We start from the raw sequence: 21672 nt of genomic DNA on the forward strand, positions 1-21672 counted from the left end.
ACTTTTTGGGCTAGAGCCGGCATTTTTATATTTGTTATTTTTTACACCATTAAAACTGCCACACCACAACCACGCCTTCACTGCTTTGGGTATATAAGCGGTTTTCTATCACTTGCAAACTGGTTAGCTGTCCTTTGGTATTTGTACGACTAATGATTCTGCCTGTGTTATCAAAAACATGCACCACACCGTCCAAATCGCCCACCGCCACATGACTGCCAATGACGACAGGATTGGTCAGACGGCGGTATTTGAGTTCATTATTCTCCCACAAAACATCGCCTGTCATCGCATTAAAGGCAACCACATCGCCATGGATGCTTGTACCAATGAGCTGACTACCCAGTAGAGCAGGAGATTTGGTACTGGCAAGCTCGCTAACAAATAGGGTACGTCCTGCACTCATGTCAAACCCAGTCAGCTGTCCGCTATAACTTGGCACATACAGATATTGACCTGCCACCAATGGCGTGCCATCGACATCGCTCATGCGGTAAACTTGACTGCCACCGACTGCACGCCCTACCCGACGTGTCCACAGCGGTGTGCCTGCCTGTGGGTTGATGGCATGAATACGTCCGTCTGCCGTGCCAAATAATGCCGTGTTAGCATCTAGACTGATGGGTGTTGCCGCACCACGCACGCTGACGGCAGGGTTTTGGGTGCTAAACTGCCACACTTGACTGCCATCACTGGCATTTAAGGCATAAATCATGCCGTCGTTGGCAGAGACCATCACGCGACCACTGCCGATGAGAGCAGGAGCAAGTGATGAGCTGGGCAAGCCTCGCTCCCACACCACACTTCCTGTCGCTCCATCTAATGCCACTACCTTGCCCGAGCGAGTGCCAACTACCACAAGCCTACCATCGGTTGCCACGCCACTACTGATGACATCGCCAACATTTACCGACCATGCCTGAGCATTGCCAGCAAAGGCACTGACCATGCCCGTGCGACTGGCAGCGATGAGTGCACCATCCACAAAAGCCACTTGCAAGTCTGCCACGTCTTTTTTATTGACATTGGCACCTTTAAAACGCCCGCCTGCTTGGGGCAATGAAAAACTGGCAACTTTATTTAAAACCGCTACTTCATTATCAATCTTGACCAGTTTGGCAGGTTTGCTCTCAGGGGTTTTACTGCGACCAAAACGGTCGCAACCTGTGGCAATCAGTGCCAATACCGCCACACTTGCCACAGCCAAAGGTTTGGTGATGTGTTTCATACGAATCCTTATTTGATTTCTGTATTTGGTTTAGATTTGATTGTGGTTGATATACACCCAAACAACTTGATATTTACCACGGGTTTGTAGGGGTGTGCTGAGCACACCCTTTGATAACATTACCGCACAAGGCGTGCACAGCACGCCCCTACATCCAAACATCATTGTGTTTGCAGTAATTTTAAAGTCTCTTGGGTGTATCAGTTAAAACGTATTAATTTTAGCAAAGTTCTGTTTAGGATGAGTTGATAAATGGTGTGTTTGTATTGCCACTTTGTGTCATCACTCGCCGCCACCCTGTACTGTCTCATTCTCATTTGACAGTATATCATTTGCACCCACTGTTTGGGCATTGGCACTTGTCACGTCCGCATCATCTTGGACTGGCGTTGCCACTACTTGATGTTTGGGCGTGATGGGCGTTGGGGTCATGCCCAGTGCTTGCATTTTTAGGCTAAGCAGTGAGCGACTCTCGCCACGCTCAGTCAGTCCATCCCACGCCAGCTGATAGGCTTGCTTGGCATTCTCATTGTCATTTTTTAAGACATAAATGTCGCCCAGTAGTTCTTGCTTTGAACTCTCGAACGCCTTAGGAAACTCACCATTGACCACCGTCAAAGCCTCATCAGCATTACCCGCCGCCAATAGCGACTGCCCCAGTCTTAGCTGAGTGATTGCATTCAGCCCCTCATCATCCAAGTTTATCTGACTTGCCTGTTTTAGGGTTGTCGCCGCCTCAGTGTGCTGACCATTATCCGACTGATGGCGTGCTTTTATCATGAGAGCCTGCCATGCATAAGCGGTCTTGCCGTGGTTCGCCACCAATTTATCAATATCAGCAAACAAAGCCTGTTGATCCCTGCCTAATGCTTCTTTATCGGCTTGATGGACAAACGCATCATTTTTCTCGGTAATTAGCGTATAGCTATCAGCTGCCACCGTATCCACTTTGGCGTAGTTTTTTTGATAAAAATCCCAGCCAAAATACCCTGCCAATACCAAAATCACCGCCCACACGATTTTATTGCCGTGCTGTTTTAGGGCAGACATGGCTTGTTTGTCATTCACTACTAATTCATCGCTCATCTGCTAACTCTTAAAAATACTTCTAATGTTAAATTTGGTTTTATCAATGATTTAAAAACCGTTAAACTTTTATAACACCAACAATCTTACTCAAAATCAAAATCCGTCATCGCACGACTTGTCTGCTCCCCTGTCGCCATATTTTTGACAGACACGGTTTGATTGGCAACTTCATCATCACCAATAATCACGGTAAATTTTGCCCCCGACTTGTCCGCCTTTTTCATTTGTGATTTTAGGCTGGTGGCGGACGCCATTTTGACACGCATATTTGGGCGGTATGTGCGTAGCTCATTGGCGTATAGCACGGCATTCATATACACACTCTCGCTTGCCACGACAAACACATCACAGTCGGCAGTATCGGCAATCGGATTGACAGTTTCCATGAGTAACATCAAGCGTTCAAGCCCCATGGCAAAGCCCACCGCAGGCTCGCTCTGCTCAGGCTTGCCCTTGACAATGCCAAGAAGCCCGTCATAACGCCCACCACCGCACACAGTCGCCTGTGAGCCTAATTTGTCCGTTACCCATTCAAAGACGGTTTTGTTATAGTAGTCAAGCCCACGCACGAGCTTTTCGTTAATCTCAAAATCAATGCCAAGCGTGTGCAGGTAGTTTTGCACCTGCTCAAAATGCAAACGACTCTCATCGCCCAAAAAGTCGGACAACTTCGGAGCCCCAAGCAAAATCGCCTGAGTCTGCTCGTCCTTACTGTCAAGCACTCGCAAGGGATTGGTGCTGACACGGCGTTGGCTGTCGTCATCTAGCCCGTCAAAATGAGCGGTCAGATACTCCACCAATGCCGTCTTATAAGCGATACGCTCATGAGCCTCACCCAGCGTGTTGAGTTGCAGCGTTACATGGTCAAAAATCCCAAGGCGTTTCCACATCATCGCCGTCATCGCAATCAGCTCGGCATCAGCGTCAGGCAGGGGCGAGCCAATGCTTTCCACCCCAAGCTGAGTAAACTGGCGATAACGTCCCTTTTGCGGACGCTCGTAGCGGAACATCGCCCCCATGTACCACAGTTTTGGCGTGTCGCCACGTGTCAGATTATGCTGCACCACCGCACGCACGCACCCTGCTGTCCCCTCTGGGCGGAGCGTAAATGACTTTTCATTCTCGTCTTTGCCTGTATTTTGGTTGCCATGCACCACGCCAAACATCTCTTTTTCGACAATATCGGTCGCCTCGCCCACGCCACGGGCGAACAGGTCGGTCTCCTCCACCATAGGCAGGCGGATTTGGCTAAACCCATAACCGTCTAGCACTTGGGTCAAAACACTCTCCACCGCTCGCCATTTGGCGGTGTCGGTTGGCAAAATGTCATTAAAGCCACGAATGGCGGTAAGTTCACTCATGTTTTTTCCTAAGTCAGTTTTATCAAAAAGATACAGCTAGCAAAATTAAATTTTACTACACAAACCATACACCCTAAGCTTATCAAAAATTCGGTTTCTTCTATGGTTTTACAAGCTCGCCATGAATAGAAAGCGTAGCACTTTTTCATTTTGCAGAGAGTAGCTCAATTTAGATTAACATCATTTTTGTTATTAGTTAAAAACTAAAACCACTTTTTAAATATCTTTTGATAAGTGCCATCACTTTTCATATCTAAAATGTGCTTATTTATGTCATTCATCATGTCCACATTTTCTTTGTTTATCAAAAATCCATAAGATTCTTGCGGATAGTCATAATCAATGGAAAAATACAAAGGGTCTTTTTTTGTTGAATATTTTGAATAAAAATAAGGTATGACAACAGAATTGCCAATTGCAATCTGAGCATCATCTCTTAAAAGAGTCTGTACAGAAATCCAATCACTGACTGTATAGTCTATGTTAGCATCGTCATAATTATTTTCATAATCTTTGACAATTGCAAATGTGGTTTGCATTGAATCTTCTTTAACAGCTGTTGAATTTTTCCCAATATCCTCCAATTTCTTTATTTTTGGATTTTTACTTAGCAAAGTTATCGGATAAACATCCAAATAAGAGTTGGTCATATTATATTTTTGAATTCGTTGCTCACTAATCTCAATACCTGCGATAATATCTATCTCTTTATTATTCATGCGATTGAAAAGGTCATCTCTTGGCTGATATTCATATTGAAAATTATAATCAGAACGTTTATCTATTTCTTTTAAAATATCGTACTCAAAACCCTGAATATCTCCCTTTTCGTCAATAAAAATAACTGGCGCATTGCCAGTTGAAGACGACATAAGACCAACTTTAACATCAAAAGATGATTTTTGAGTGGTACTAACATTACTATTAATACCTGATTGTTTATTTTCATCATTCTTTAATGAATTGTCAGAATTTGAGCAAGCAAACATTAATAAAGAACATGATAAAACTGTCATGAATGATAAAATATTTTTTTTCATAAAATAAATTCCAAGAAGTAAAAGCCATTAAATACACAAACACAAATACGAGATAAGCATTTACAAATCATCTTTATGATTGATTTGCGTTATTATCTTGGGTGCTATTAAGGCGTAAGATTTTATATCAATATAGCCAATTAAATGCAAAGTCATTTTATGTATGATTTGATAAATATCATTTAAGGTTTCTTAAATATGCCTTGAAATTTGACTGGCACCAAATAACCAATGCTCTTTAAATTCATTACCTCTGTTAAGCTATTTAAGCCTTGCATCATTTCAAGTTCTAGCAGATTTAAGTGAATAGGCTCCTGTGTCATCACATTTATTGTATTATTATCCAACTTTATGATTTTAAGAGACGCCTCGGTTTGTATTGTCTTACCATGAAAAGAAATGGTCAGTGGTTGCACTTTACTTACTTCTTTATGAACACCAAGAGTATTTATCCAGTCATAATCTATTTGAGATTGAATCTCCACTTTTGGAAATCTCTCTGTCTCAAAAAGCCATTCTTTAATTCTTTGGTTTCTGATAGAGATGTCAGTTTCAACACTGTCAAGCTCTATCTCCATTTTTAGGTTACCTTGCTTATCCAAATAGCCAAAATAGGTATTAAAAACACCCTCCTCAACAATATCATTGTCATTCTTATCGGTCTTTGTGCTATAAAACCTAATGTCTGCCTCATCTAAAATCCAAGAGGATAGTTCATTTGACTTTTCTGCCATTTGGACACCATGCGGGGGGTTACTCTCCACAGCAGGCTGTTCAGCAAAATTTTCTTCTTTGGCACAACCATACATACCAAATGATAGGATAAGAAGACCCAAAACAAAAGTATGTTTCATCACATTACCTCATATAAAAACATAAAATTAAAAAAAATAATCTATTAAAGTCGGCAAGAGCATTTATGTATCGGAGAATACCCATCATTAACAAATGCAAAATGCAAGCATGCGTTAAAATACCAAATGACAATTTTATTGAGCCACTCTAATAATCTCATTGGCTCGCTTGTCCGCCAACTCTTTGGCTTTTTCACGTACCATTTGTTCTATTTCATCCACCAGATTTTTGGTATCAATCAAATGGCTTTTTTGTCCCATTTTATACACGAGCGAATTGGGGCTTGCCCCCACCACGCCAATGGTCGCCTCTTTGGCCTCCCCCGGTCCATTGACCTTACAGCCGATGACGGACAAATCAAGCGGTTCTCTGATGTCTTCTAGGCGAGATTCTAGCTCGTTCATGACCTTAATCACGTCAAATTCTTGACGACTACAAGACGGACAAGCGATAAAGTTTACGCCATTGGAGCGAATGTTTAGCGATTTTAAAATATCAAAACCGATTTTAATCTCCTCCTCAGGCGGACTTGCCAAGGATATCCGCATGGTGTCGCCAATGCCGTCAAGCAAAAGCCCACCTAGTGCAATGGCGGATTTGACCGTGCCTGTACGATACACACCAGCCTCGGTAACGCCCAAATGCAACGGGCAATCCACCTCTGCCGAGATAAGCCGATAAGCATCTAGGGTTAAAAAAACGTTAGACGCCTTGACTGAGATTTTGTAGTCTTGAAAGTTTAGTTTTTCTAAAATATCAATATGACGTAATGCTGACTCTAACATGGCTTGCCCTGTCGGTTCGCCATATTTTTTTTGTAAATCTTTTTCAAGCGAACCTGCATTGACACCGATGCGAATAGGCACGTTATGGTGGCGAGCACAAGCCACCACTTCACGCACCTTTTGGTCATTGCCGATATTACCAGGGTTGATACGCAAGCAGTCCGCCCCTGCGTCCGCCACCGCTAGGGCGATTTTGTAATCAAAATGAATGTCAGCGATGAGCGGAATGTTTACCTGTTTTTTGATTTGGGCAAATGCCTCCACGGACTCCATCGTGGGCGTGGATACTCGCATCAAGTCCGCCCCTGCGTCCACACAGCGTTGTATCTGGACAACTGTGGCATCAACATCGCAAGTGTTGGTGTTGGTCATGCTCTGTACGCTGATGGGAGCGTTGCCACCGATGGCGACATTGCCAACCATGATTTGGCGAGTGGGACGGCGTTTGATGGGGCTGTGATGGCTCATGATGACCCGCTTATTGTAGGGTTAGGGTGGCTTTGCTGTTTTGGGTATGCTCGCCCAAGCGAATGGGGCGTTGATTGAAGTTTAAATCCACCTGAGCAGGATTGTCAATCTCAACGGTAAAGGGTGTTTCGCCCTTTAACTGATAACCGCCACGAGACTGCAAGCCCTGCATGAGTACGTTATCATTTTTGTCGGTGATTTTGATATTCACATCACCCTTTGACCAAATATCAATCACGCCTTGTCCTGCCACAGCTTGGGTAGTAGGCTCGCCATCATTTGTACCTAGGTTTAATGCCGAACCCGATGCCCCGACTGCCGCTCCTTGGGCTTGTTCGCTCGGGCTTAGCACTTGTGTTTGGGTCGTTGGACTGGTCTCATCTGATTTGCCCACTGCACTAGATATGATTTTTAATAGCACAAACCCAAAAATCACCAAAGCAATCACCCCTGCAATGAGCCATGGGTTAAACCGCATGCCCCCACGCCCACGCTCAATGGTACCCATGGGTGCCAGTGGTGCTTTGATGTCCTCAACACGCTTGGTGCGTTTGCTCTCAGGATAGATGCTTTCAAACTCTCGGGCAAACTCATCGGCATCAAGTTCCAAAAACTTAGCATAGTTTACCACAAAACCCCGAGCAAATGCAAATTGGGGCAGGGCATCAAAGTTTTCTTCTTCTATCGCCTGCACATGGCGTTTTAGAATGTTCAGCTCGCCTGCCACTACATCTAGTGAGTAACCCCGAGATGTTCTGGCACTTCTTAATTTACCGCCAAAACCTGTGTTTGATGTTGGTTTGTCGTTGGTTTGACTCACTTTAATGCTCCCGTTGAGTTATTTAGCCATTGTTTTAGTTTTTTTGCTTCATCGGACAGCGGATACTGCGACAAAAGCTGACTGGACAACCGCTGAATCTCTTGGCGATTGTTTTGTAAAATATTTAGACGAATGCCTTGGTATATCAGACGTGGTGGCATGGGCTGACCATGCATTTGGGATAAACTCTTTAAATCCTCAAAATACTCTTTGGCCTTTAGAGATTCACGTCTGTTGATGAGAATGTCAATCATCTCCATCTTTGCCACGACTGTACCACGCTCAGTTTCCATCGCCTTATTAAAGGCTGCTTCTGCCGCTGCTGGGTTATTCATTTTTAAATAAGTCAGCCCTAGATTTTCAAGAGCCCCTGCACGGTTACGGTAGCCGAGCGTGCCCCCTGCGATGTTAAACTGCTCTATCGCCTCTTGGTAACGCCCACGCTCTGACAGATACACGCCATAGTTGTTGCGTGCTTGGGTAAAATTTGGGTCTAGGCTAATCGCCTTTTTAAAATACTCATCGGCTTTGGCGACATTGCTAGGACTACCCTCTATCCTAAGCAGATTGCCCATCATGTCATAGGCGGGAGCATAACGGCTGTCCGCCTCTAACGCTTCATCAAGCTGTCTTTTGGCAGCATCAAGTTGTCTTTGAGCGATAAACTGTCCCGCCAGAGCAGTACGTGCTTGGGCAAGCTCAGACTTATCACGTTTACGTTGTGATGGGTCAGTACCTTGATAAACCGTACTCGAACTTTGCGAGGTACTCTGACATCCTGCCAATAAGGCGGTCAATAGCACAGGAATGACTAAATATTTCATGACTTTACCATAATGACTATGATTTAAAATTAACCGTTTTGTCTTAACCTGAGTAGGGCATCAAATCCATACTGACAGCCCCAAAACTTACATACTTATTTGGCATTGAACAAATACAGCGGACAAATAATCGCCATTCTAACAATTATCAATAATTTTTGCCAATATTTTTGCCTTTTTCCTACCAAAATCTTGTCGTTTCATCGTATTTTTAAACCATCACGCTTTTTGGTCTTGGCGTTTTTGGATGCTCTCTTGCCATTTTTTGGCTCGCCGTGTTCTGTCCGCCACTTGTCCGACAAGCTGACCGCACGCCGCATCAATGTCATCGCCACGAGTTTGGCGGACGGTACACACAAAGCCTGCTTGATTTAGGATATTACTAAACGCATGAATGCGGTTGTTGCTAGACCGCCCATAAGGAGCGTGCGGAAAAGGATTAAAGGGAATTAGGTTGATTTTACTTGGCAAATCCGCCAGTAACGCCACCAATTCATGAGCGTGCTTATCGCTGTCGTTTACCCCATGTAGCATGACGTATTCAATGGTAACGTGCTTTTTGTGGCGGGGATTTTCATCATAGACGTAGGCTTTGGCGGCACGGATAAGCTCTGCCAACGGGTACTTTTTATTGATAGGCACAAGCTCGTTACGCAGTTCGTCATTAGGAGCGTGCAAACTGATGGCAAGAGCCACATCAATATCCTTGGCAAGGTCATACATTTTTGGCACGATACCAGACGTGGAGAGTGTAACACGGCGTTTGGATAAGCCAAAGGCATGGTCATCAAGCATCAGGCTCATGCTCGCCACGACAGGCTCGTAGTTTAACAGTGGCTCGCCCATGCCCATCATGACGACATTGGTAACACGGTTTTCACGCTCGGTCGGGGCAACGCCTTGCATATAGGACTGATTGGCAACCCACAACTGCCCGATAATCTCGCTGGCGGTCAAATCCCGCTCAAAGCCTTGTTTGCCCGTACTACAAAATGAGCAATCCAACGCACAGCCGACTTGGCTAGACACGCACAAGGTCTTACGCCCAAACTGCTTGCCGTCCTCAGCAGGGATGAGCACGGTCTCAACAAGCGAACCGCCCGCCACTTCAAACACCCATTTACGAGTGCCGTCCTCGCTAAACTGCTTGAATTTGACAGTCGGTGGCACCACGCACGCCACTTTGTCGAGCTTGGCTTGCAAGGCTTTGGATAAGTTAGTCATCTCAAAAAAGTCGGTAACGCCAAACTGATAAATCCATTTCATCACCTGCGTGGCACGAAACGCCTTTTCGCCCATATTCACAAAAAATTGGGAAAGCTCATCTTTTGACATGCCCAAAAGATTGGTTTTTTGGTCGGTGTTTGGCGTGTCGGGCGTGTGAATGACAGGAATTTTGGCGGTCATGGTGTTGTTTTATTTTAAAAAATTAACCGCTTATTATACAAAAAAAATCTGATAAAGTCATGAATTTAACGGGCAATTTTGGCAAATTTTGTTATAATGGCATTTTTCATTTTCTAAATCATAAGGAAACCCCATGTACCAACTTGTCGCCATTGGTAACGCCCTTCTTGATACCGAATTTAAACTTACCGATGAGATTTTGACCCAAACAGGACTCACCAAAGGCAACATGACCCTTGCCGACACGGACGAGCAGACCGCTTTATTTGACATTTTAAACACACACGGACTAACGCCTACCAAGCAAGCAGGGGGCGGTTCGGCAGGCAACACGGTGGCGTGTTTTTCGGCATTGGGTGGCACGTCCTTTTATAACTGCCGAGTGGGACATGACAAGCGTGGCGTGTTTTATCTATCCGACATGGCAAACATGGGCGTTACGATAGACGGCGGTAAAGCCGAAGTGGCAGGGGCGACAGGCACGTGTGCGGTGCTGGTTACTGATGACGGCGAGCGTACCATGCAGACCAATCTGGCGGTGAGTGGGCAGATTGACGAGACGAACGTGGATTTTGATGCACTGACTGGGGCAAAATACCTATACCTAGAAGGCTATCTTGCCATGACCCCATCCGTACAAGGTGCGATTAGCAAACTGTGTCAAACCGCCAAAGCACAAGGGGTCAAAATCGTGGTAAGTTTTGCTGACCCTGCGGTGGTTCGCTTTGCCAAAGACGGTGTGATGTCGTGGCTTTCTGACGGTGTGGACATGATTTTTTGCAACATGGACGAAGCCAAACTCTTTGCCAAGACAGATGATGACATTCAGGCGGTTCATGCCCTGCTAAATCACGCCAAAGTAGTTGTCATCACTAACGGAGCAAACCCCACTACCGTGGCAGACAAAGACAGCGTTCGCCTGTATAATGTCCCACCTGCGGACGTGGTGGATACCAACGGGGCAGGCGATAACTTTGCAGGGGCGTTCTTGTACGCCTTAGCACAAGGGGCGGATTATCAGGCGTGCCTGGCATTGGCAGGGGCGGTGGCAAGCCGTGTGGTAAGCCAGTTTGGAGCAAGACTACCCAAAGCGGAGTATGGCTTGATCAAAGAGACGGTTTTGGGGTAAATTTAAAATTTGATATAAATATAAAAGGCGGGCAAAGCTCGCCTTTTATAATAGGACAAACACCATGAAAAGTCTATATTTTATCCGCCATGGCGAAAGCCTTGCCAATGCTGGTGGCACGCCCCTGCCTAATGCCGATATTCCTCTAACTGAAAAAGGACACACCCAAGCCAAAGACCGCCTTGCCCATTGGCAACGGCTGGGCATACACCCAAGCCGTATTTATCATTCTGCCATGCTTCGCACACAGCAGACCGCCCTGCCCTTTTGTCAGTATTATGACATGCCCACAAGCACACTTGACCTGCTTGATGAGTTAAACGCCCTTGCCTTTGATGTCATCAAAGACATCTCGGTGGATGCACGCCGTCTGATGAATGCCAACTGGTGGCAAACGGTGGAACCAGATGACAGACATGGCGTGGGGGCGGACAGCTTTGGCGGGTTTATGAAGCGAGTGGATACATTTATCGGTAGGATTGATGGGTTTGATGGGTTTGATGATAATACGCTGTTTTTTGGGCATGGGATTTGGCTTGGACTGCTTGCCTATCGGCTCATGAATCTGCCTGTGCGTAATAATGGCGACATCAGGCGATTTCGTGCTTTTCAAACCGCCATGCCCATGCATAACACCGTGCTGTATCGGCTAGATATGGCGGATAATGTCAAAATCTAGTATGGGTCGACTAACCTTAGCTTTTAACGCAAAAAGACTAACCCATAGGATTAGCCTTTTGTTTATGTCTATATTTATCTTAGGTCGTACTAAATCCTGCGTCCTCTACCGCACGAATCAGCTCAATCTTATCCACTTGGGTGTCGTCATATTCAATGACAGCTTGCTCTAAGGGTAGATTGACTTCCACATTTTGCACGCCTGCGATGTTGTTAATGGCGTTATGCACGCTTTGCACACAGCCATCACAGGTCATGCCAAAGACTTTTAGGGTTAGGGTTTCAATTGCCATGATATACTCCTTTGCTAAATTAAATTGGTAAATTAAACCGCTAAAATCAAGTGGTGTGTTTTATGTTGGGATAAACACATATTTTTCAAGGCACAACCGCACAACCGCCAAACTCCACACCCAATCCGCACATCTCATCAAATCCGCACAGGATATTCATGTTTTGCACGGCTTGACCGCTCGCTCCTTTCACTAAATTATCTTGGACGACCAGCACAGTCAAGGCATCATCATCTTGATGAACGGCAATTTTTAGGCGGTTGGACGCTCGCACCGAACGGGTATCAGGGAGCACTCCTTTGGCAAGCACGTCCACAAACGGCTCGTTTTGATACGTTTTTTCAAAAATCTCTTGCCAATTTAACGCCTTACCGTCATCGGTTAGGGTCAGATGAATGGTACTAAACATACCCCGAATCATCGGTACAAGGTGAGGGACAAACCGCACTTTTTGGGTAAATTTAGACCCTAAGAACGCATGCACGCCTTGGCTTATCTCAGGGGTATGGCGATGACCTGCCACGCCATAGGCAGAGAAATTGTCGGATAATTCACTAAATAGCAGGTTCATCTTGGCATTACGTCCTGCCCCCGATACGCCTGATTTGGCATCAATGATAATGTTTGGCAAAATCAACGGTTTATCCGCACTGTTTTGGGTGTCTATCACAGGTTTTAACCCCAAAATGGCGGTGGTGGGATAGCAGCCGGGGTTAGCAATGACCTTGGCGGATTTGATTTTTTCACGGTGAATCTCAGGCAAGCCATACACCGTCTCCGCCAACACATCAGGGCAAGTGTGTTCTAATCCGTACCATTTGCCAAACTCGCCCAAATCCTGCAAACGAAAATCCGCCCCCAAATCAATGACCTTCACCCCTTGTGCGATAAGGCGTGGTGTGTGGCTCATGGCGACCCCATGTGGCGTAGCAAAAAACACAACATCGCACGCCTTGCCAATCTCGTCCATGACGCTGTCCGTCATGTCGCTGTACACAACATCGCACACACCAAGCAGGCTCGGGAAAATCTCACTCACCGCCCGTCCCTTTTCACTGCGAGAAGTCAAGTGGCTAATAGTGACATGGGGGTGGCGTGATAACAAGCGAATCAGCTCAACGCCTGTATAGCCTGTACCGCCGATGATGGCAACGTTAATTTTTGACACGGGTTTTCCTAAATAAAAATCATTGAATAAACCCTTGGATTATAAAGAATTTTACTCCTTTTGGCAAATAAAATCCACCATTTAACATCACGCCTGCCACACACCAATCACAAATTCGCACAACCTGCCAAAACTTGTTATAATATCCCTTTTATTCACAGCCTGTCGCCATGAATGACCGCTTAGCCTGCCTACCGATTTTATTTAACACCTTAGCCCTTGACCGCCTAACCCCCACCCAAAAAATCATCGTCCAGCAGATAGACGAACTTTTGCCCCAGACCCAGTGCGGTCTGTGCGGACACCCAGACGGCTGTCTGCCCTATGCCTATGGCGTGGCGGTGCGTGGCGAGTCGCATAACTTATGCGTGCCGGGCGGTCAAGCGGTAACGGACGCCATCGGCACGGTGCTTGCCGAGCATGGCGACCCACGCCCCACCCTGAGCGCCACTGCCAGCAAATGGGCAACCGACCCTGCCACCGACCGCCCCGTGGAGGTACGAGCCATCATCGATGAGAACGACTGTATCGGTTGCACCAAATGTATCCCTGCCTGCCCTGTGGACGCCATCATCGGCACCGCCAAGCACATGCACACCATCTTAACCGACCTATGCACAGGGTGCGAGCTGTGCCTACCGCCCTGCCCTGTGGACTGCATTCGCCTAGAAGTACACCCACGCACCATTACGGCAGAGGGGCGAGCGGACGAGCAGGCACATCTACGCACTCGCTATCATCGCCATCTTGACCGTGTCGCCCAAAGTATCACGGACGGCACCAAGCCTGTGGTTAGCTCGGTTGAGTCGGTCATGGCGAACGTCATGAGCGAGCCTAGTGGCACGCCCATGGACAAAGACACCGCCAAAAACGCCATTGAACTTGCCAAAATCCGCACCCAAATCAAAAAACTCACCAAACAGCTAAGCGTAAAAAACAGCCCTGCCATACAAGATGAACTTGACAATTTAACGCAGAAATTGCGAGAATTGGAGTAATAACCCCACGAGCCACGCCATGTCATTAGAAAATATCGGCCTAGAAAATCTGGGTAATGCCCATGAGATAGACCCTGCCACGCACAAACAGCTTGACCTAGTCAGACGCTTAGAGAAGTCAGGTTTTATCTTTGCCACCGACCCCAAAGTCGCCACCGACCTTGCTCGCTCATCAGACGGCACGCCCACCGATAAGCTCATCTATCGTGCCACGCTCATGGACAGTCAAGGCGACTTACGAACCGCCCTACACAAAGGCGATTTTTTGGTAAAGGGTGTCGGCAGGCTCTATGCAGGCATCTCGTTCGTGGCTGGGTTTGTGGGGGTGCTTGGACTGCTTAGCACGCACGTGGTTAATTTTTTCTATGTACTGCTTGGACTGCTCGGCTGGCATACGGTTACGCTTATTTTGTGGTTTGTGGAGTTAAACAACCCCAACCGCTATTCTGGTATTTATGGCATACTAGACCGACTTCGCCCCAAATCCGCCATAGAAAGTGAAGCCTTTGACATCCACCAAGAAGAATTTCAAAAAAACACCGCATGGCAAATCGGCAAAGTCATTCACAAGGCGTGGCTCTATGGATTGGCAGGCAGTGTCCTTGCCCTGCTCATGCTGTTTTTGTTCAAAAGCTATGCTTTTATGTGGGAGTCCACGCTGTTATCCCAAAGCCATTTTGCCATAATTTTAAAGGGTTTGGGCTTTGTGCCGAGCCTGTTTGGGTTTGAGATACCCAGCCAAATCAGCCTATCTCGGGGCGATGTACCCCCTGCTCGCCTTGCCACACTCATGATGTTGTCCGTGGTGGTCTATGGCATGATACCCCGCCTGTGTGCTTACCTGCTGTGCCATTTTAATGCCCGTGAGCGTTTCGCCATTGACCCCAGTTTATATTATTACGAAAACCTACTTCGCACCTTTAACCAAACCATTGTTGATAAAGACGATTTTGCCCCACGCACGCCAACACCCACCAAAACTGCCCTTAGTACTCACAAAAAAGTCGTGGCAACCTTAGAATGGGCAAACGATGACGAGCTATGGCACGGACTGAGCGATGATGTCAAAAACTTAGGGGCGGTTGATACCAAAGAAGACGTGCTGTATCTCACCCAAATCGCCAGCACCCTACACGCCCAAATTCTACTCGGCGTGGACTGCCGTATCCTGCCTGATAGGGGCGTGCTTCGCAAAGTGGATTTGATTCGCCAAAATAGTGATTATGGCGTGATTATCAAATTCTTACACAGTGGCGATTATGTCAATGAATGGCGAGACAAATTAAATGAGCGAAATGTTGAACAGATAAATTGATAAACTTTAATTTTAATTTAAAACGGTAACTGATTGATTATTAGCTAATTATTTTGAGTTGTAAGGGCGAATTGCAATTCGACCTTGATAAATCAATTATTTACACAAAGTTAAGAATAAGGCTTCATTAATAAAAACGGGGCAATTTCAATCAGTCCCGTTTTTTCATGATTTTTAAAGGGCAAGCGTTTTTTAATAATACACCATTCATCATTTTCATAATACGCCAAAATATCCAAATCCATAGGCACTTTTAAAATAGCCACTTTTTTTAAACTGTCCTTTTTTAAATTATTCTGCTCTCGTCCGCATTGTGTTTCTATGTTTTTTAATACACCATTAAATTTATCATAATTCATCGGCTTGTATAACTTTATCATCATAACGGCATTATGATAAATCAGCTCTGTTTTGCCTGTAAAATCTTTACCAATGATTACAGACGACAAGTCCACATCGCCCCATGACTTTAATTCATCAAGGGCGATTTTAAAACTCATCTGGCTATCATGATTACTGCCTAAGGCGATGATATATTGGTGTATCATTTTTAATTAAAACACTTATGCAGATTTATGGCGAATGATTTTTACGCCCACGCTACCTGCTTGTTTTATGGCATTCGGTTTATGAATGGTGAGCGTAATGGTTTGGCAAGGGTAATGGGCGAGCAGATAGGCACAAATCTCTTCGGCAAGTTTTTCCAATAACTTCGCCTGTATCTTGTGGCATAGCCGTTCTATGTCTTCGCACACCGTTTTGTAATTGATGGCATACGCCACATTATCGCTTTGGCTTGCTTGGGTCATGTCGCACACCATTTCACAATCTATCACCAGTGATTGTTTAATGGCTCGCTCCCAATCATAGACACCGATAAGGGTGTTAATCTTTAAACCTTGAATAAAAACAATGTCGTTCATTATCTGTCTCATTTATAAAATTGGCAGGGAAATTATATTTTCCAAATATCAACTATTAACATAGGGCAAATGTGATTTTTCCCTACAATCCCAAATTATATCAAATCAATGTTTTCTGTATTTTATCATATCCACACTCAATATAATAAGCCCAAGCCAAATTAGCCCAAATATCATTAGACGTTTTAAATCAATCAGCTCATGATAATAAAACACCGCAATCATAAAGACAATGCTTGGCGTTAAATAACCCAAAAAAAGATAAAGTATTAAAACTGACCAGTTTGGTTGATTGGTTATACAATAAAAGTGGCGATAAAGTAATTGGACCTGCCAAAGCCAGTAGCCAAATGTCATAAGATGCCCAAAATGCCAAATTTGAACTTGCCACATCAGCACCGACCAACCACATCAAGCACAAAGGCAACAGTAAAGCCGTCTCAATAAATAAACCGTCAATGGCATTAAAGAGCGTTTGGCGTTGCAATACTCCATCAAAGGCAAAGGACAACGCCAAAATCAAACTCGGCCACGGCACACCGCCAAACAGCACCACCTGAATGCCGACAGCAAGCACGGCAAGGGCGACAGCGATTTTTTGCAAAAGTCGCAAGCGTTCTTTAAAGATGACAAGCGACAGCCCCACGCCCATTAAAGGATTGATAAAATAACCAAGGCTTGCTTTAAGCACCCTATCATTTGCCACCGCCCACACATAGGTTAGCCAGTTTGTGCCAATCAAGAGAGCTGACACAAAGGTTAGGCACAGCCATTTGGGATTTTGGCGAATTTGGGCAAGCCAAGCCGTCCGTTTGCCGATGATGACAACAAGGCTTAACACCACAAACGTCCACACCACCTGATGAACGATGACTTCAACAGCATGATAACCGTCCAACAGCTTAAAATAAAAGGGAAAATTACCCCACATTAAAAACGCCAAAAGAGCCGTCATTAGCCCTTTTGGGTGGTGGTTATGGTAGGTTTATTGCTCATTTTTTATCAATCATTTGTTAAAAATCTTACGCCTTGATATTGAACGATTTTGTCATCATTGGTAATCAAGCACAAATCATCAATCATTGATTGAGCAATTAGCATTCTATCGAAAGGTCTTTATGAATGATTGGTAAATTCTCCAAAATTTTGGTGTATTTGTGGTCAATACCCAATTCCAAAAACCCATTTTCAAGCAACCTTTGATATAATTTTACAGTATCAAATTTAAAACCGTCTTTTTTCAAATTGGTTTTTAAGGCAATTTCCTACAAATTAACCGTACTAAAATATATGGTATTTCCTGGATTTTCCAATATTTTAGCAACGGTTTTTGATAATTTGTTGGGTTCTCTGGCGAGCCAAATGACAATGTGCGTATCAAGCAAATATTTGATCAGTCAAATTTCTCATCAAAACTTTCTTCAAACATTGCCATCACTTCATCATCGCCCCAATGAATGTCATCAGGGATTACCCCTTCGCCAAGCATAAAACCCAATTTGCGTTTTTTTGGCATTGGTTTTGACTGGGCAAAACTGGGCAAAAACTGCCCAATTTCTTGACCTGATTGTTTAACAGAGATTTTTTCGCCTTTTAATAAGGCATTTTTGACCGCTTGCCAATCAATAAATTCTTGACTGGTAGAACCCAAATCAATACTTAACATAAGTTTTCCTATTCCAAAACTTCCAACCCAAGCCCTGCTTCTTTTGCCAATGTCGCAAAATTGGGAAAGCTCGTCGCTACCGTCTGTGTGCCATTGATCACGATTTCATCAGACGCCCTAAGGCTTGCCACCGCAAAGCTCATTGCAATGCGATGGTCGTGATAACATTCAATCTCACCACCACCAAACACAAACTCACTCTGACCACGCCCTATGATCTCAATGCCCTCATCAAGCACCGTGCAATCAATGCCAAGCGTTGTCAAACCGTCCGCCATTACCTGTATGCGGTCGGATTCTTTTACTCTTAGCTCTTCTGCTCCACGCAAAACGGTCTTGCCTGTGGCACAGCTGCTTGCGATAAAAATCACAGGAAATTCATCAATGGCAAGCGGAACAAGATGTAAGGGAATCTCAATGCCGTGCAATCGGCTTGATTTAACGCAAATGTCGGCCACAGGTTCGCCACCGACAAGCGTTTGGTTTTGCAAAGTAATATCCGCCCCCATTAGGCGTAAAATATCAATCACGCCTGTGCGAGTGGGGTTGATACCCACCTTTGGTAGCACCACATCGCCAGTTTTGGCAATCAGACCTGCCACCATAAAAAATGCAGCCGCCGAAATGTCCGCAGGCACTTCAATGTCGCACGCTGTCAGCTGTCCACCGCCTGTTAGGCGGATTTCGTTGCCGTTCTGCAAAGGCGTAACTTTGACATCATAACCAAAGGCATTCAGCATTCGCTCGGTGTGGTCTCGGGTAATTTCAGGCTCAATCACCACCGTTTCGCCTTTTACCCACAGCCCCGCCAAAAGTAGGCACGACTTGACTTGGGCGGACGCCATTGGCATATTATAATGGATAGCGGACAGCGTTTGACCGCCTGTAATCGTGATTGGTGGCGTGCCTTTTTCGCCTGTTGTAGCAATGACCGCCCCCATTTGGCGTAAGGGTTTAGCGACTCGCTCCATTGGGCGTTTTGATAGGCTTTCATCGCCAATCATTGTGCTATCAAAGTCTTGGGCGGATAAAATCCCTGACAAAAGTCGCATACTCGTGCCAGAGTTGCCCATATCTAGGGGCTTTTTTGGGGCTTTTAACCCACCCATTCCCACGCCATAAATCGTTACTTTATCAAAGTCTCGCTCAATTTGCACGCCCATATCGGCAAAGGCTTGCAAGGTAGATAACGCATCTTCGCCTTGCAAAAAGTTGCTAACTTTTGTTACACCATTTGCCAAAGAACCAAACATAATGGAGCGGTGGGATATGGATTTGTCAGGGGCGACTTTGTGCGTGCCTGTAAAGGTGGTGCTTGGGGTGATGTGGTATTTCATAGGGTTTTCCTAAAAAAGGCTTGTTAATTTGTTGGGAGTAAGGTGCGTATTACGCACCATTTTATTTAAATCATCAATCATTTAAAACTTGATTGCCTTGCGTATCAATCAACATTTCTACACCAGATAATTCCACTTCTGCTTTACCATTTTTAAAACGATAAGCCTTATCATATATTATAGGGATAACTATTTCATTTTGATGATTTATATATCCTTTCTTTTTATTTAAAGTAACGGGAGCTAACCCATCACTAAAATTAAAAGCAAAATCATACTGAAATGAAATAACGACTTCGCCTTTTTTGTTAATAAATCCCCATTTTTCATTTTTTTGAACAGGAGCTAATCCTCCATTGAAATGGAAAGCATCCTCAAATTCAAGTGGGATAACAATTTGATTATTTTCATCAATAAATCCCCATTTCCCTTGATTTTTAACAAGGGCGAGACCTTCACGAAATTCACTAAAACCACTATACATAAAGGAAAAATTAGGATATACAACTTCACTACTCATACTTTTCTCGCTTATCGTTAGAAATAAACAAACAATTAAAAAACACAGTGAATTACGCACCTTACATACCATTTTACAAATTCTTTAACTTCTCTTTCTTAATCAAAATTTGTCCAAAATACTCTCTGGCATTTTTGGCAATTTCAAAAGTTTATTGCTGTGACAAGCCCAATTTGACCCCAAGCCCAATAAAAGCCGTGCCAGAGATGCCGTCCATTGACCGCCTTGCTTTGACGCTTTGCAAAAATTGAATGAACATTGCCCCAATAATGGCAAGCAATACAAGCCAAGTTACCGAGATGATGGCATACAATCCACCCAAAAACAAATAAGGCGTGGCACTCGCTAATTGTTCTTTTTGGATAAACTGCGGAAAAAATGCCAAAAAGAATAACGCCACTTTTGGATTTAAGACATTGGTTAATAACCCCATTAAATAGGCGTTTTTGGTAGATTTTGGACTGGTGTCTGCATTGATTTGGTAGTTTTTGGCATTTAGGGCATTTTTAATCGCCACAACACCCAAATAAATCAAATACATCGCCCCTAAATATTTGATGACCATAAATGCCGTTGCCGACTTTGCCAAAATGCTGGCAAGCCCAAGCGTGGCAAATAAAGTATGTACCAAAAAGCCTGTTGCCACACCAAGAGCCGATAAAATGCCCATCATTCGTCCGTTTTGTAGGGTGCGATTTAATACAAATACCGTATCAATGCCCGGTGTCAAAATAAAAATAACTGCCGAGCTGATAAATAACATCAAATGATGAATGCCAAAACTTGCTCCAAGATTGCTGATAAACATATCCATTGGCGTATTCCTAAAAAGGTTGATTTGATTTATTACTGTTTGAGCTTCTCTTTCTCAATCAAAAGCTGTCCAAAATATTCTCTGGCGTTTTTGGCAATTTCAAAAGTTTTTAATAAGTCATCAGAATTATCATTTTCAATATCGGATTTTAATTGATTTAAAATCGCTTGATAATTTTCTAGCCCCTGCAATACCGCTTGTTTATTTGCCAAAAAAATGTCGTGCCACATAATTGGACTACTTGCCGAAATACGGCTAAAATCCCGAAAACCACCGCCTGCATAGCGAAAAATATTGAGACTCTCTTCATCTTTGGCAAGCTGATAAGTCAAGGCATAGGACAATAAATGCGGCAGGTGGCTCGTTAATGCCAAAACTTCATCGTGTTTATCACAGCTCATAAAATCCACACTCGCCCCAAGCGATTGCCAAAGCATAGCGATTTTATCCACCGCTTGTTTGTCATTAAAGTCATGCGGACAAATAATCAGCTTATGCGATTTAAATAACGCCCCATTTCTTGCCATAAAGCCCGACTTTTCCGCCCCTGCAATGGGGTGAGCCAGCACCAAATTGGGCGGTAATTTGCCAAAAATATCAAAAGCGTCTTGTAAAATATTGCCTTTGGTACTGGCGGTATCACTGATGATAATATCGTTTGGCAATAGTTTATCATCAATGGCGGTTTTGATTTGCTCCAAAATCGTTTTTACCGCAAAAGCAGGCACGGCAATGATGATACATTCACAATCTTTTAAAACGCCTGTCTTTGCTAGGTTTAATAACTCATTATCGCCATTTTTAATTAACTTATCCTTGATGGCATTATCAATTACCGATTTATCAAAATCCACTGCATACAGATTATCAGCAAGGCGATTGTCAAGAATGCCCTGTAAAATACTACCGCCGATTAAGCCTAAGCCGATGATAAGAATATTGTTAAACATAGTT

At 44.4% G+C, this 21672-nt stretch carries 21 protein-coding genes and 2 pseudogenes; 4 read left to right on the forward strand and 19 right to left on the reverse strand.

Annotation, left to right across the window (positions count from 1 at the left end; all coding sequences use genetic code 11):
- Nucleotides 1–49 precede the first annotated feature (49 nt).
- The 9 genes from bamB to rlmN form a co-directional block, all read right to left on the reverse strand.
- Nucleotides 50–1228 (reverse strand): outer membrane protein assembly factor BamB, encoded by a 1179-nt coding sequence (gene bamB, locus B0182_RS01870; RefSeq protein WP_078273319.1) that lies wholly within the window; start codon nucleotides 1226–1228, stop codon nucleotides 50–52.
- A 282-nt stretch (nucleotides 1229–1510) separates the two neighbouring features.
- A complete protein-coding gene (locus tag B0182_RS01875; protein ID WP_078273320.1) occupies nucleotides 1511–2314 on the reverse strand; it encodes a YfgM family protein in 804 nt (267 codons plus the stop codon).
- A gap of 86 nt (nucleotides 2315–2400) precedes the next feature.
- Nucleotides 2401–3678: a histidine--tRNA ligase gene (gene hisS, locus B0182_RS01880; protein ID WP_078273321.1), complete on the reverse strand. Its 1278-nt coding sequence runs from the start codon at nucleotides 3676–3678 to the stop codon at nucleotides 2401–2403.
- A gap of 203 nt (nucleotides 3679–3881) precedes the next feature.
- A complete protein-coding gene (locus B0182_RS01885) occupies nucleotides 3882–4718 on the reverse strand; it encodes a substrate-binding periplasmic protein (RefSeq protein ID WP_078273322.1) in 837 nt (278 codons plus the stop codon).
- Between the two features lie 182 nt (nucleotides 4719–4900).
- Nucleotides 4901–5572, reverse strand: a complete 672-nt coding sequence (locus B0182_RS01890; RefSeq protein WP_078273323.1) for a YceI family protein — start codon at nucleotides 5570–5572, stop codon at nucleotides 4901–4903.
- Between the two features lie 135 nt (nucleotides 5573–5707).
- Nucleotides 5708–6826 (reverse strand): flavodoxin-dependent (E)-4-hydroxy-3-methylbut-2-enyl-diphosphate synthase, encoded by a 1119-nt coding sequence (gene ispG, locus B0182_RS01895; RefSeq protein WP_078273324.1) that lies wholly within the window; start codon nucleotides 6824–6826, stop codon nucleotides 5708–5710.
- Nucleotides 6827–6836: 10 nt separating this feature from the next.
- Nucleotides 6837–7646 (reverse strand): helix-turn-helix domain-containing protein, encoded by an 810-nt coding sequence (locus B0182_RS01900; RefSeq protein WP_078273325.1) that lies wholly within the window; start codon nucleotides 7644–7646, stop codon nucleotides 6837–6839.
- Nucleotides 7643–8470 (reverse strand): type IV pilus biogenesis/stability protein PilW, encoded by an 828-nt coding sequence (gene pilW, locus B0182_RS01905; RefSeq protein ID WP_078273326.1) that lies wholly within the window; start codon nucleotides 8468–8470, stop codon nucleotides 7643–7645. Before pilW ends, B0182_RS01900 begins: the two co-directional genes overlap by 4 nt.
- 219 nt (nucleotides 8471–8689) lie before the next feature.
- Nucleotides 8690–9877 carry a dual-specificity RNA methyltransferase RlmN gene (rlmN, locus tag B0182_RS01910; protein WP_078273327.1) on the reverse strand — a complete coding sequence of 396 codons (1188 nt, stop codon included), beginning with the start codon at nucleotides 9875–9877 and terminating at the stop codon, nucleotides 8690–8692.
- Nucleotides 9878–10010: 133 nt separating this feature from the next.
- On the opposite strand from rlmN, the gene B0182_RS01915 reads away from it, so the two are divergent.
- Nucleotides 10011–11006, forward strand: coding sequence for an adenosine kinase (locus B0182_RS01915; RefSeq protein ID WP_078273328.1), 996 nt, complete (start codon nucleotides 10011–10013; stop codon nucleotides 11004–11006).
- 64 nt (nucleotides 11007–11070) lie between these two features.
- A complete protein-coding gene (locus tag B0182_RS01920; RefSeq protein WP_078273329.1) occupies nucleotides 11071–11685 on the forward strand; it encodes a histidine phosphatase family protein in 615 nt (204 codons plus the stop codon).
- Nucleotides 11686–11764: 79 nt separating this feature from the next.
- Here B0182_RS01920 and B0182_RS01925 read toward each other — a convergent pair whose 3' ends face one another.
- Together B0182_RS01925 and argC are read right to left on the reverse strand one after the other, a co-directional pair.
- A complete protein-coding gene (locus tag B0182_RS01925) occupies nucleotides 11765–11977 on the reverse strand; it encodes a heavy-metal-associated domain-containing protein (RefSeq protein ID WP_208624080.1) in 213 nt (70 codons plus the stop codon).
- An 85-nt stretch (nucleotides 11978–12062) separates the two neighbouring features.
- A complete protein-coding gene (gene argC / locus B0182_RS01930; RefSeq protein WP_078273330.1) occupies nucleotides 12063–13145 on the reverse strand; it encodes an N-acetyl-gamma-glutamyl-phosphate reductase in 1083 nt (360 codons plus the stop codon).
- A gap of 170 nt (nucleotides 13146–13315) precedes the next feature.
- Between argC and B0182_RS01935 the strand changes: the two genes are divergently transcribed.
- The gene (locus tag B0182_RS01935) at nucleotides 13316–14143 is read left to right on the forward strand and encodes an RnfABCDGE type electron transport complex subunit B (RefSeq protein ID WP_078273331.1); all 828 of its coding nucleotides are present in this window, start codon (nucleotides 13316–13318) and stop codon (nucleotides 14141–14143) included.
- 19 nt (nucleotides 14144–14162) lie between these two features.
- Nucleotides 14163–15458: a DUF2868 domain-containing protein gene (locus B0182_RS01940; protein ID WP_078273332.1), complete on the forward strand. Its 1296-nt coding sequence runs from the start codon at nucleotides 14163–14165 to the stop codon at nucleotides 15456–15458.
- A 110-nt stretch (nucleotides 15459–15568) separates the two neighbouring features.
- Here the strand turns inward: B0182_RS01940 and B0182_RS01945 are convergent, their stop codons facing one another.
- From B0182_RS01945 to B0182_RS01980, 8 genes and pseudogenes are all read right to left on the reverse strand, one after another.
- Nucleotides 15569–16006, reverse strand: coding sequence for a 2-amino-4-hydroxy-6-hydroxymethyldihydropteridine diphosphokinase (locus B0182_RS01945; RefSeq protein WP_078273333.1), 438 nt, complete (start codon nucleotides 16004–16006; stop codon nucleotides 15569–15571).
- 15 nt (nucleotides 16007–16021) lie between these two features.
- The gene (gene folB, locus B0182_RS01950; protein WP_078273334.1) at nucleotides 16022–16381 is read right to left on the reverse strand and encodes a dihydroneopterin aldolase; all 360 of its coding nucleotides are present in this window, start codon (nucleotides 16379–16381) and stop codon (nucleotides 16022–16024) included.
- A gap of 105 nt (nucleotides 16382–16486) precedes the next feature.
- Nucleotides 16487–17336, reverse strand: a pseudogene (rarD, locus tag B0182_RS01955) (EamA family transporter RarD).
- Between the two features lie 438 nt (nucleotides 17337–17774).
- Nucleotides 17775–18047 carry a hypothetical protein gene (locus B0182_RS01960; RefSeq protein ID WP_078273335.1) on the reverse strand — a complete coding sequence of 91 codons (273 nt, stop codon included), beginning with the start codon at nucleotides 18045–18047 and terminating at the stop codon, nucleotides 17775–17777.
- An 8-nt stretch (nucleotides 18048–18055) separates the two neighbouring features.
- A pseudogene (aroA, locus tag B0182_RS01965) lies at nucleotides 18056–19357 on the reverse strand (3-phosphoshikimate 1-carboxyvinyltransferase); the annotation flags it as partial.
- 100 nt (nucleotides 19358–19457) lie between these two features.
- Entirely contained in the window at nucleotides 19458–19904 is a 447-nt protein-coding gene (locus B0182_RS01970) for a WG repeat-containing protein (RefSeq protein ID WP_158079594.1), read from the reverse strand.
- Between the two features lie 151 nt (nucleotides 19905–20055).
- On the reverse strand, nucleotides 20056–20718 hold the full coding sequence (locus tag B0182_RS01975) for a LysE family translocator (RefSeq protein ID WP_078273338.1): 663 nt from the start codon (nucleotides 20716–20718) through the stop codon (nucleotides 20056–20058).
- Nucleotides 20719–20750: 32 nt separating this feature from the next.
- A complete protein-coding gene (locus tag B0182_RS01980) occupies nucleotides 20751–21668 on the reverse strand; it encodes a prephenate dehydrogenase/arogenate dehydrogenase family protein (RefSeq protein ID WP_078273339.1) in 918 nt (305 codons plus the stop codon).
- Nucleotides 21669–21672 lie beyond the last annotated feature (4 nt).

It is taken from the genome of Moraxella bovis (assembly GCF_002014975.1).
GTDB classification, from domain to species: domain Bacteria; phylum Pseudomonadota; class Gammaproteobacteria; order Pseudomonadales; family Moraxellaceae; genus Moraxella; species Moraxella bovis.

Coding starts and splice junctions, on each gene's coding strand:
- ispG (WP_078273324.1), bottom strand. CDS start 6,826: ATGAGCCATCACAGCCCCATCAAACGCCGTCCCACTCGCCAAATCATG.
- pilW (WP_078273326.1), bottom strand. CDS start 8,470: ATGAAATATTTAGTCATTCCTGTGCTATTGACCGCCTTATTGGCAGGA.
- rlmN (WP_078273327.1), bottom strand. CDS start 9,877: ATGACCGCCAAAATTCCTGTCATTCACACGCCCGACACGCCAAACACC.
- B0182_RS01925 (WP_208624080.1), bottom strand. CDS start 11,977: ATGGCAATTGAAACCCTAACCCTAAAAGTCTTTGGCATGACCTGTGAT.
- B0182_RS01940 (WP_078273332.1), top strand. CDS start 14,163: ATGTCATTAGAAAATATCGGCCTAGAAAATCTGGGTAATGCCCATGAG.
- B0182_RS01875 (WP_078273320.1), bottom strand. CDS start 2,314: ATGAGCGATGAATTAGTAGTGAATGACAAACAAGCCATGTCTGCCCTA.
- B0182_RS01915 (WP_078273328.1), top strand. CDS start 10,011: ATGTACCAACTTGTCGCCATTGGTAACGCCCTTCTTGATACCGAATTT.
- B0182_RS01885 (WP_078273322.1), bottom strand. CDS start 4,718: ATGAAAAAAAATATTTTATCATTCATGACAGTTTTATCATGTTCTTTA.
- folB (WP_078273334.1), bottom strand. CDS start 16,381: ATGAACGACATTGTTTTTATTCAAGGTTTAAAGATTAACACCCTTATC.
- B0182_RS01890 (WP_078273323.1), bottom strand. CDS start 5,572: ATGAAACATACTTTTGTTTTGGGTCTTCTTATCCTATCATTTGGTATG.
- B0182_RS01960 (WP_078273335.1), bottom strand. CDS start 18,047: ATGTTAAGTATTGATTTGGGTTCTACCAGTCAAGAATTTATTGATTGG.
- bamB (WP_078273319.1), bottom strand. CDS start 1,228: ATGAAACACATCACCAAACCTTTGGCTGTGGCAAGTGTGGCGGTATTG.
- B0182_RS01980 (WP_078273339.1), bottom strand. CDS start 21,668: ATGTTTAACAATATTCTTATCATCGGCTTAGGCTTAATCGGCGGTAGT.
- B0182_RS01945 (WP_078273333.1), bottom strand. CDS start 16,006: ATGATACACCAATATATCATCGCCTTAGGCAGTAATCATGATAGCCAG.
- B0182_RS01975 (WP_078273338.1), bottom strand. CDS start 20,718: ATGGATATGTTTATCAGCAATCTTGGAGCAAGTTTTGGCATTCATCAT.
- B0182_RS01935 (WP_078273331.1), top strand. CDS start 13,316: ATGAATGACCGCTTAGCCTGCCTACCGATTTTATTTAACACCTTAGCC.
- B0182_RS01920 (WP_078273329.1), top strand. CDS start 11,071: ATGAAAAGTCTATATTTTATCCGCCATGGCGAAAGCCTTGCCAATGCT.
- hisS (WP_078273321.1), bottom strand. CDS start 3,678: ATGAGTGAACTTACCGCCATTCGTGGCTTTAATGACATTTTGCCAACC.
- B0182_RS01970 (WP_158079594.1), bottom strand. CDS start 19,904: ATGAGTAGTGAAGTTGTATATCCTAATTTTTCCTTTATGTATAGTGGT.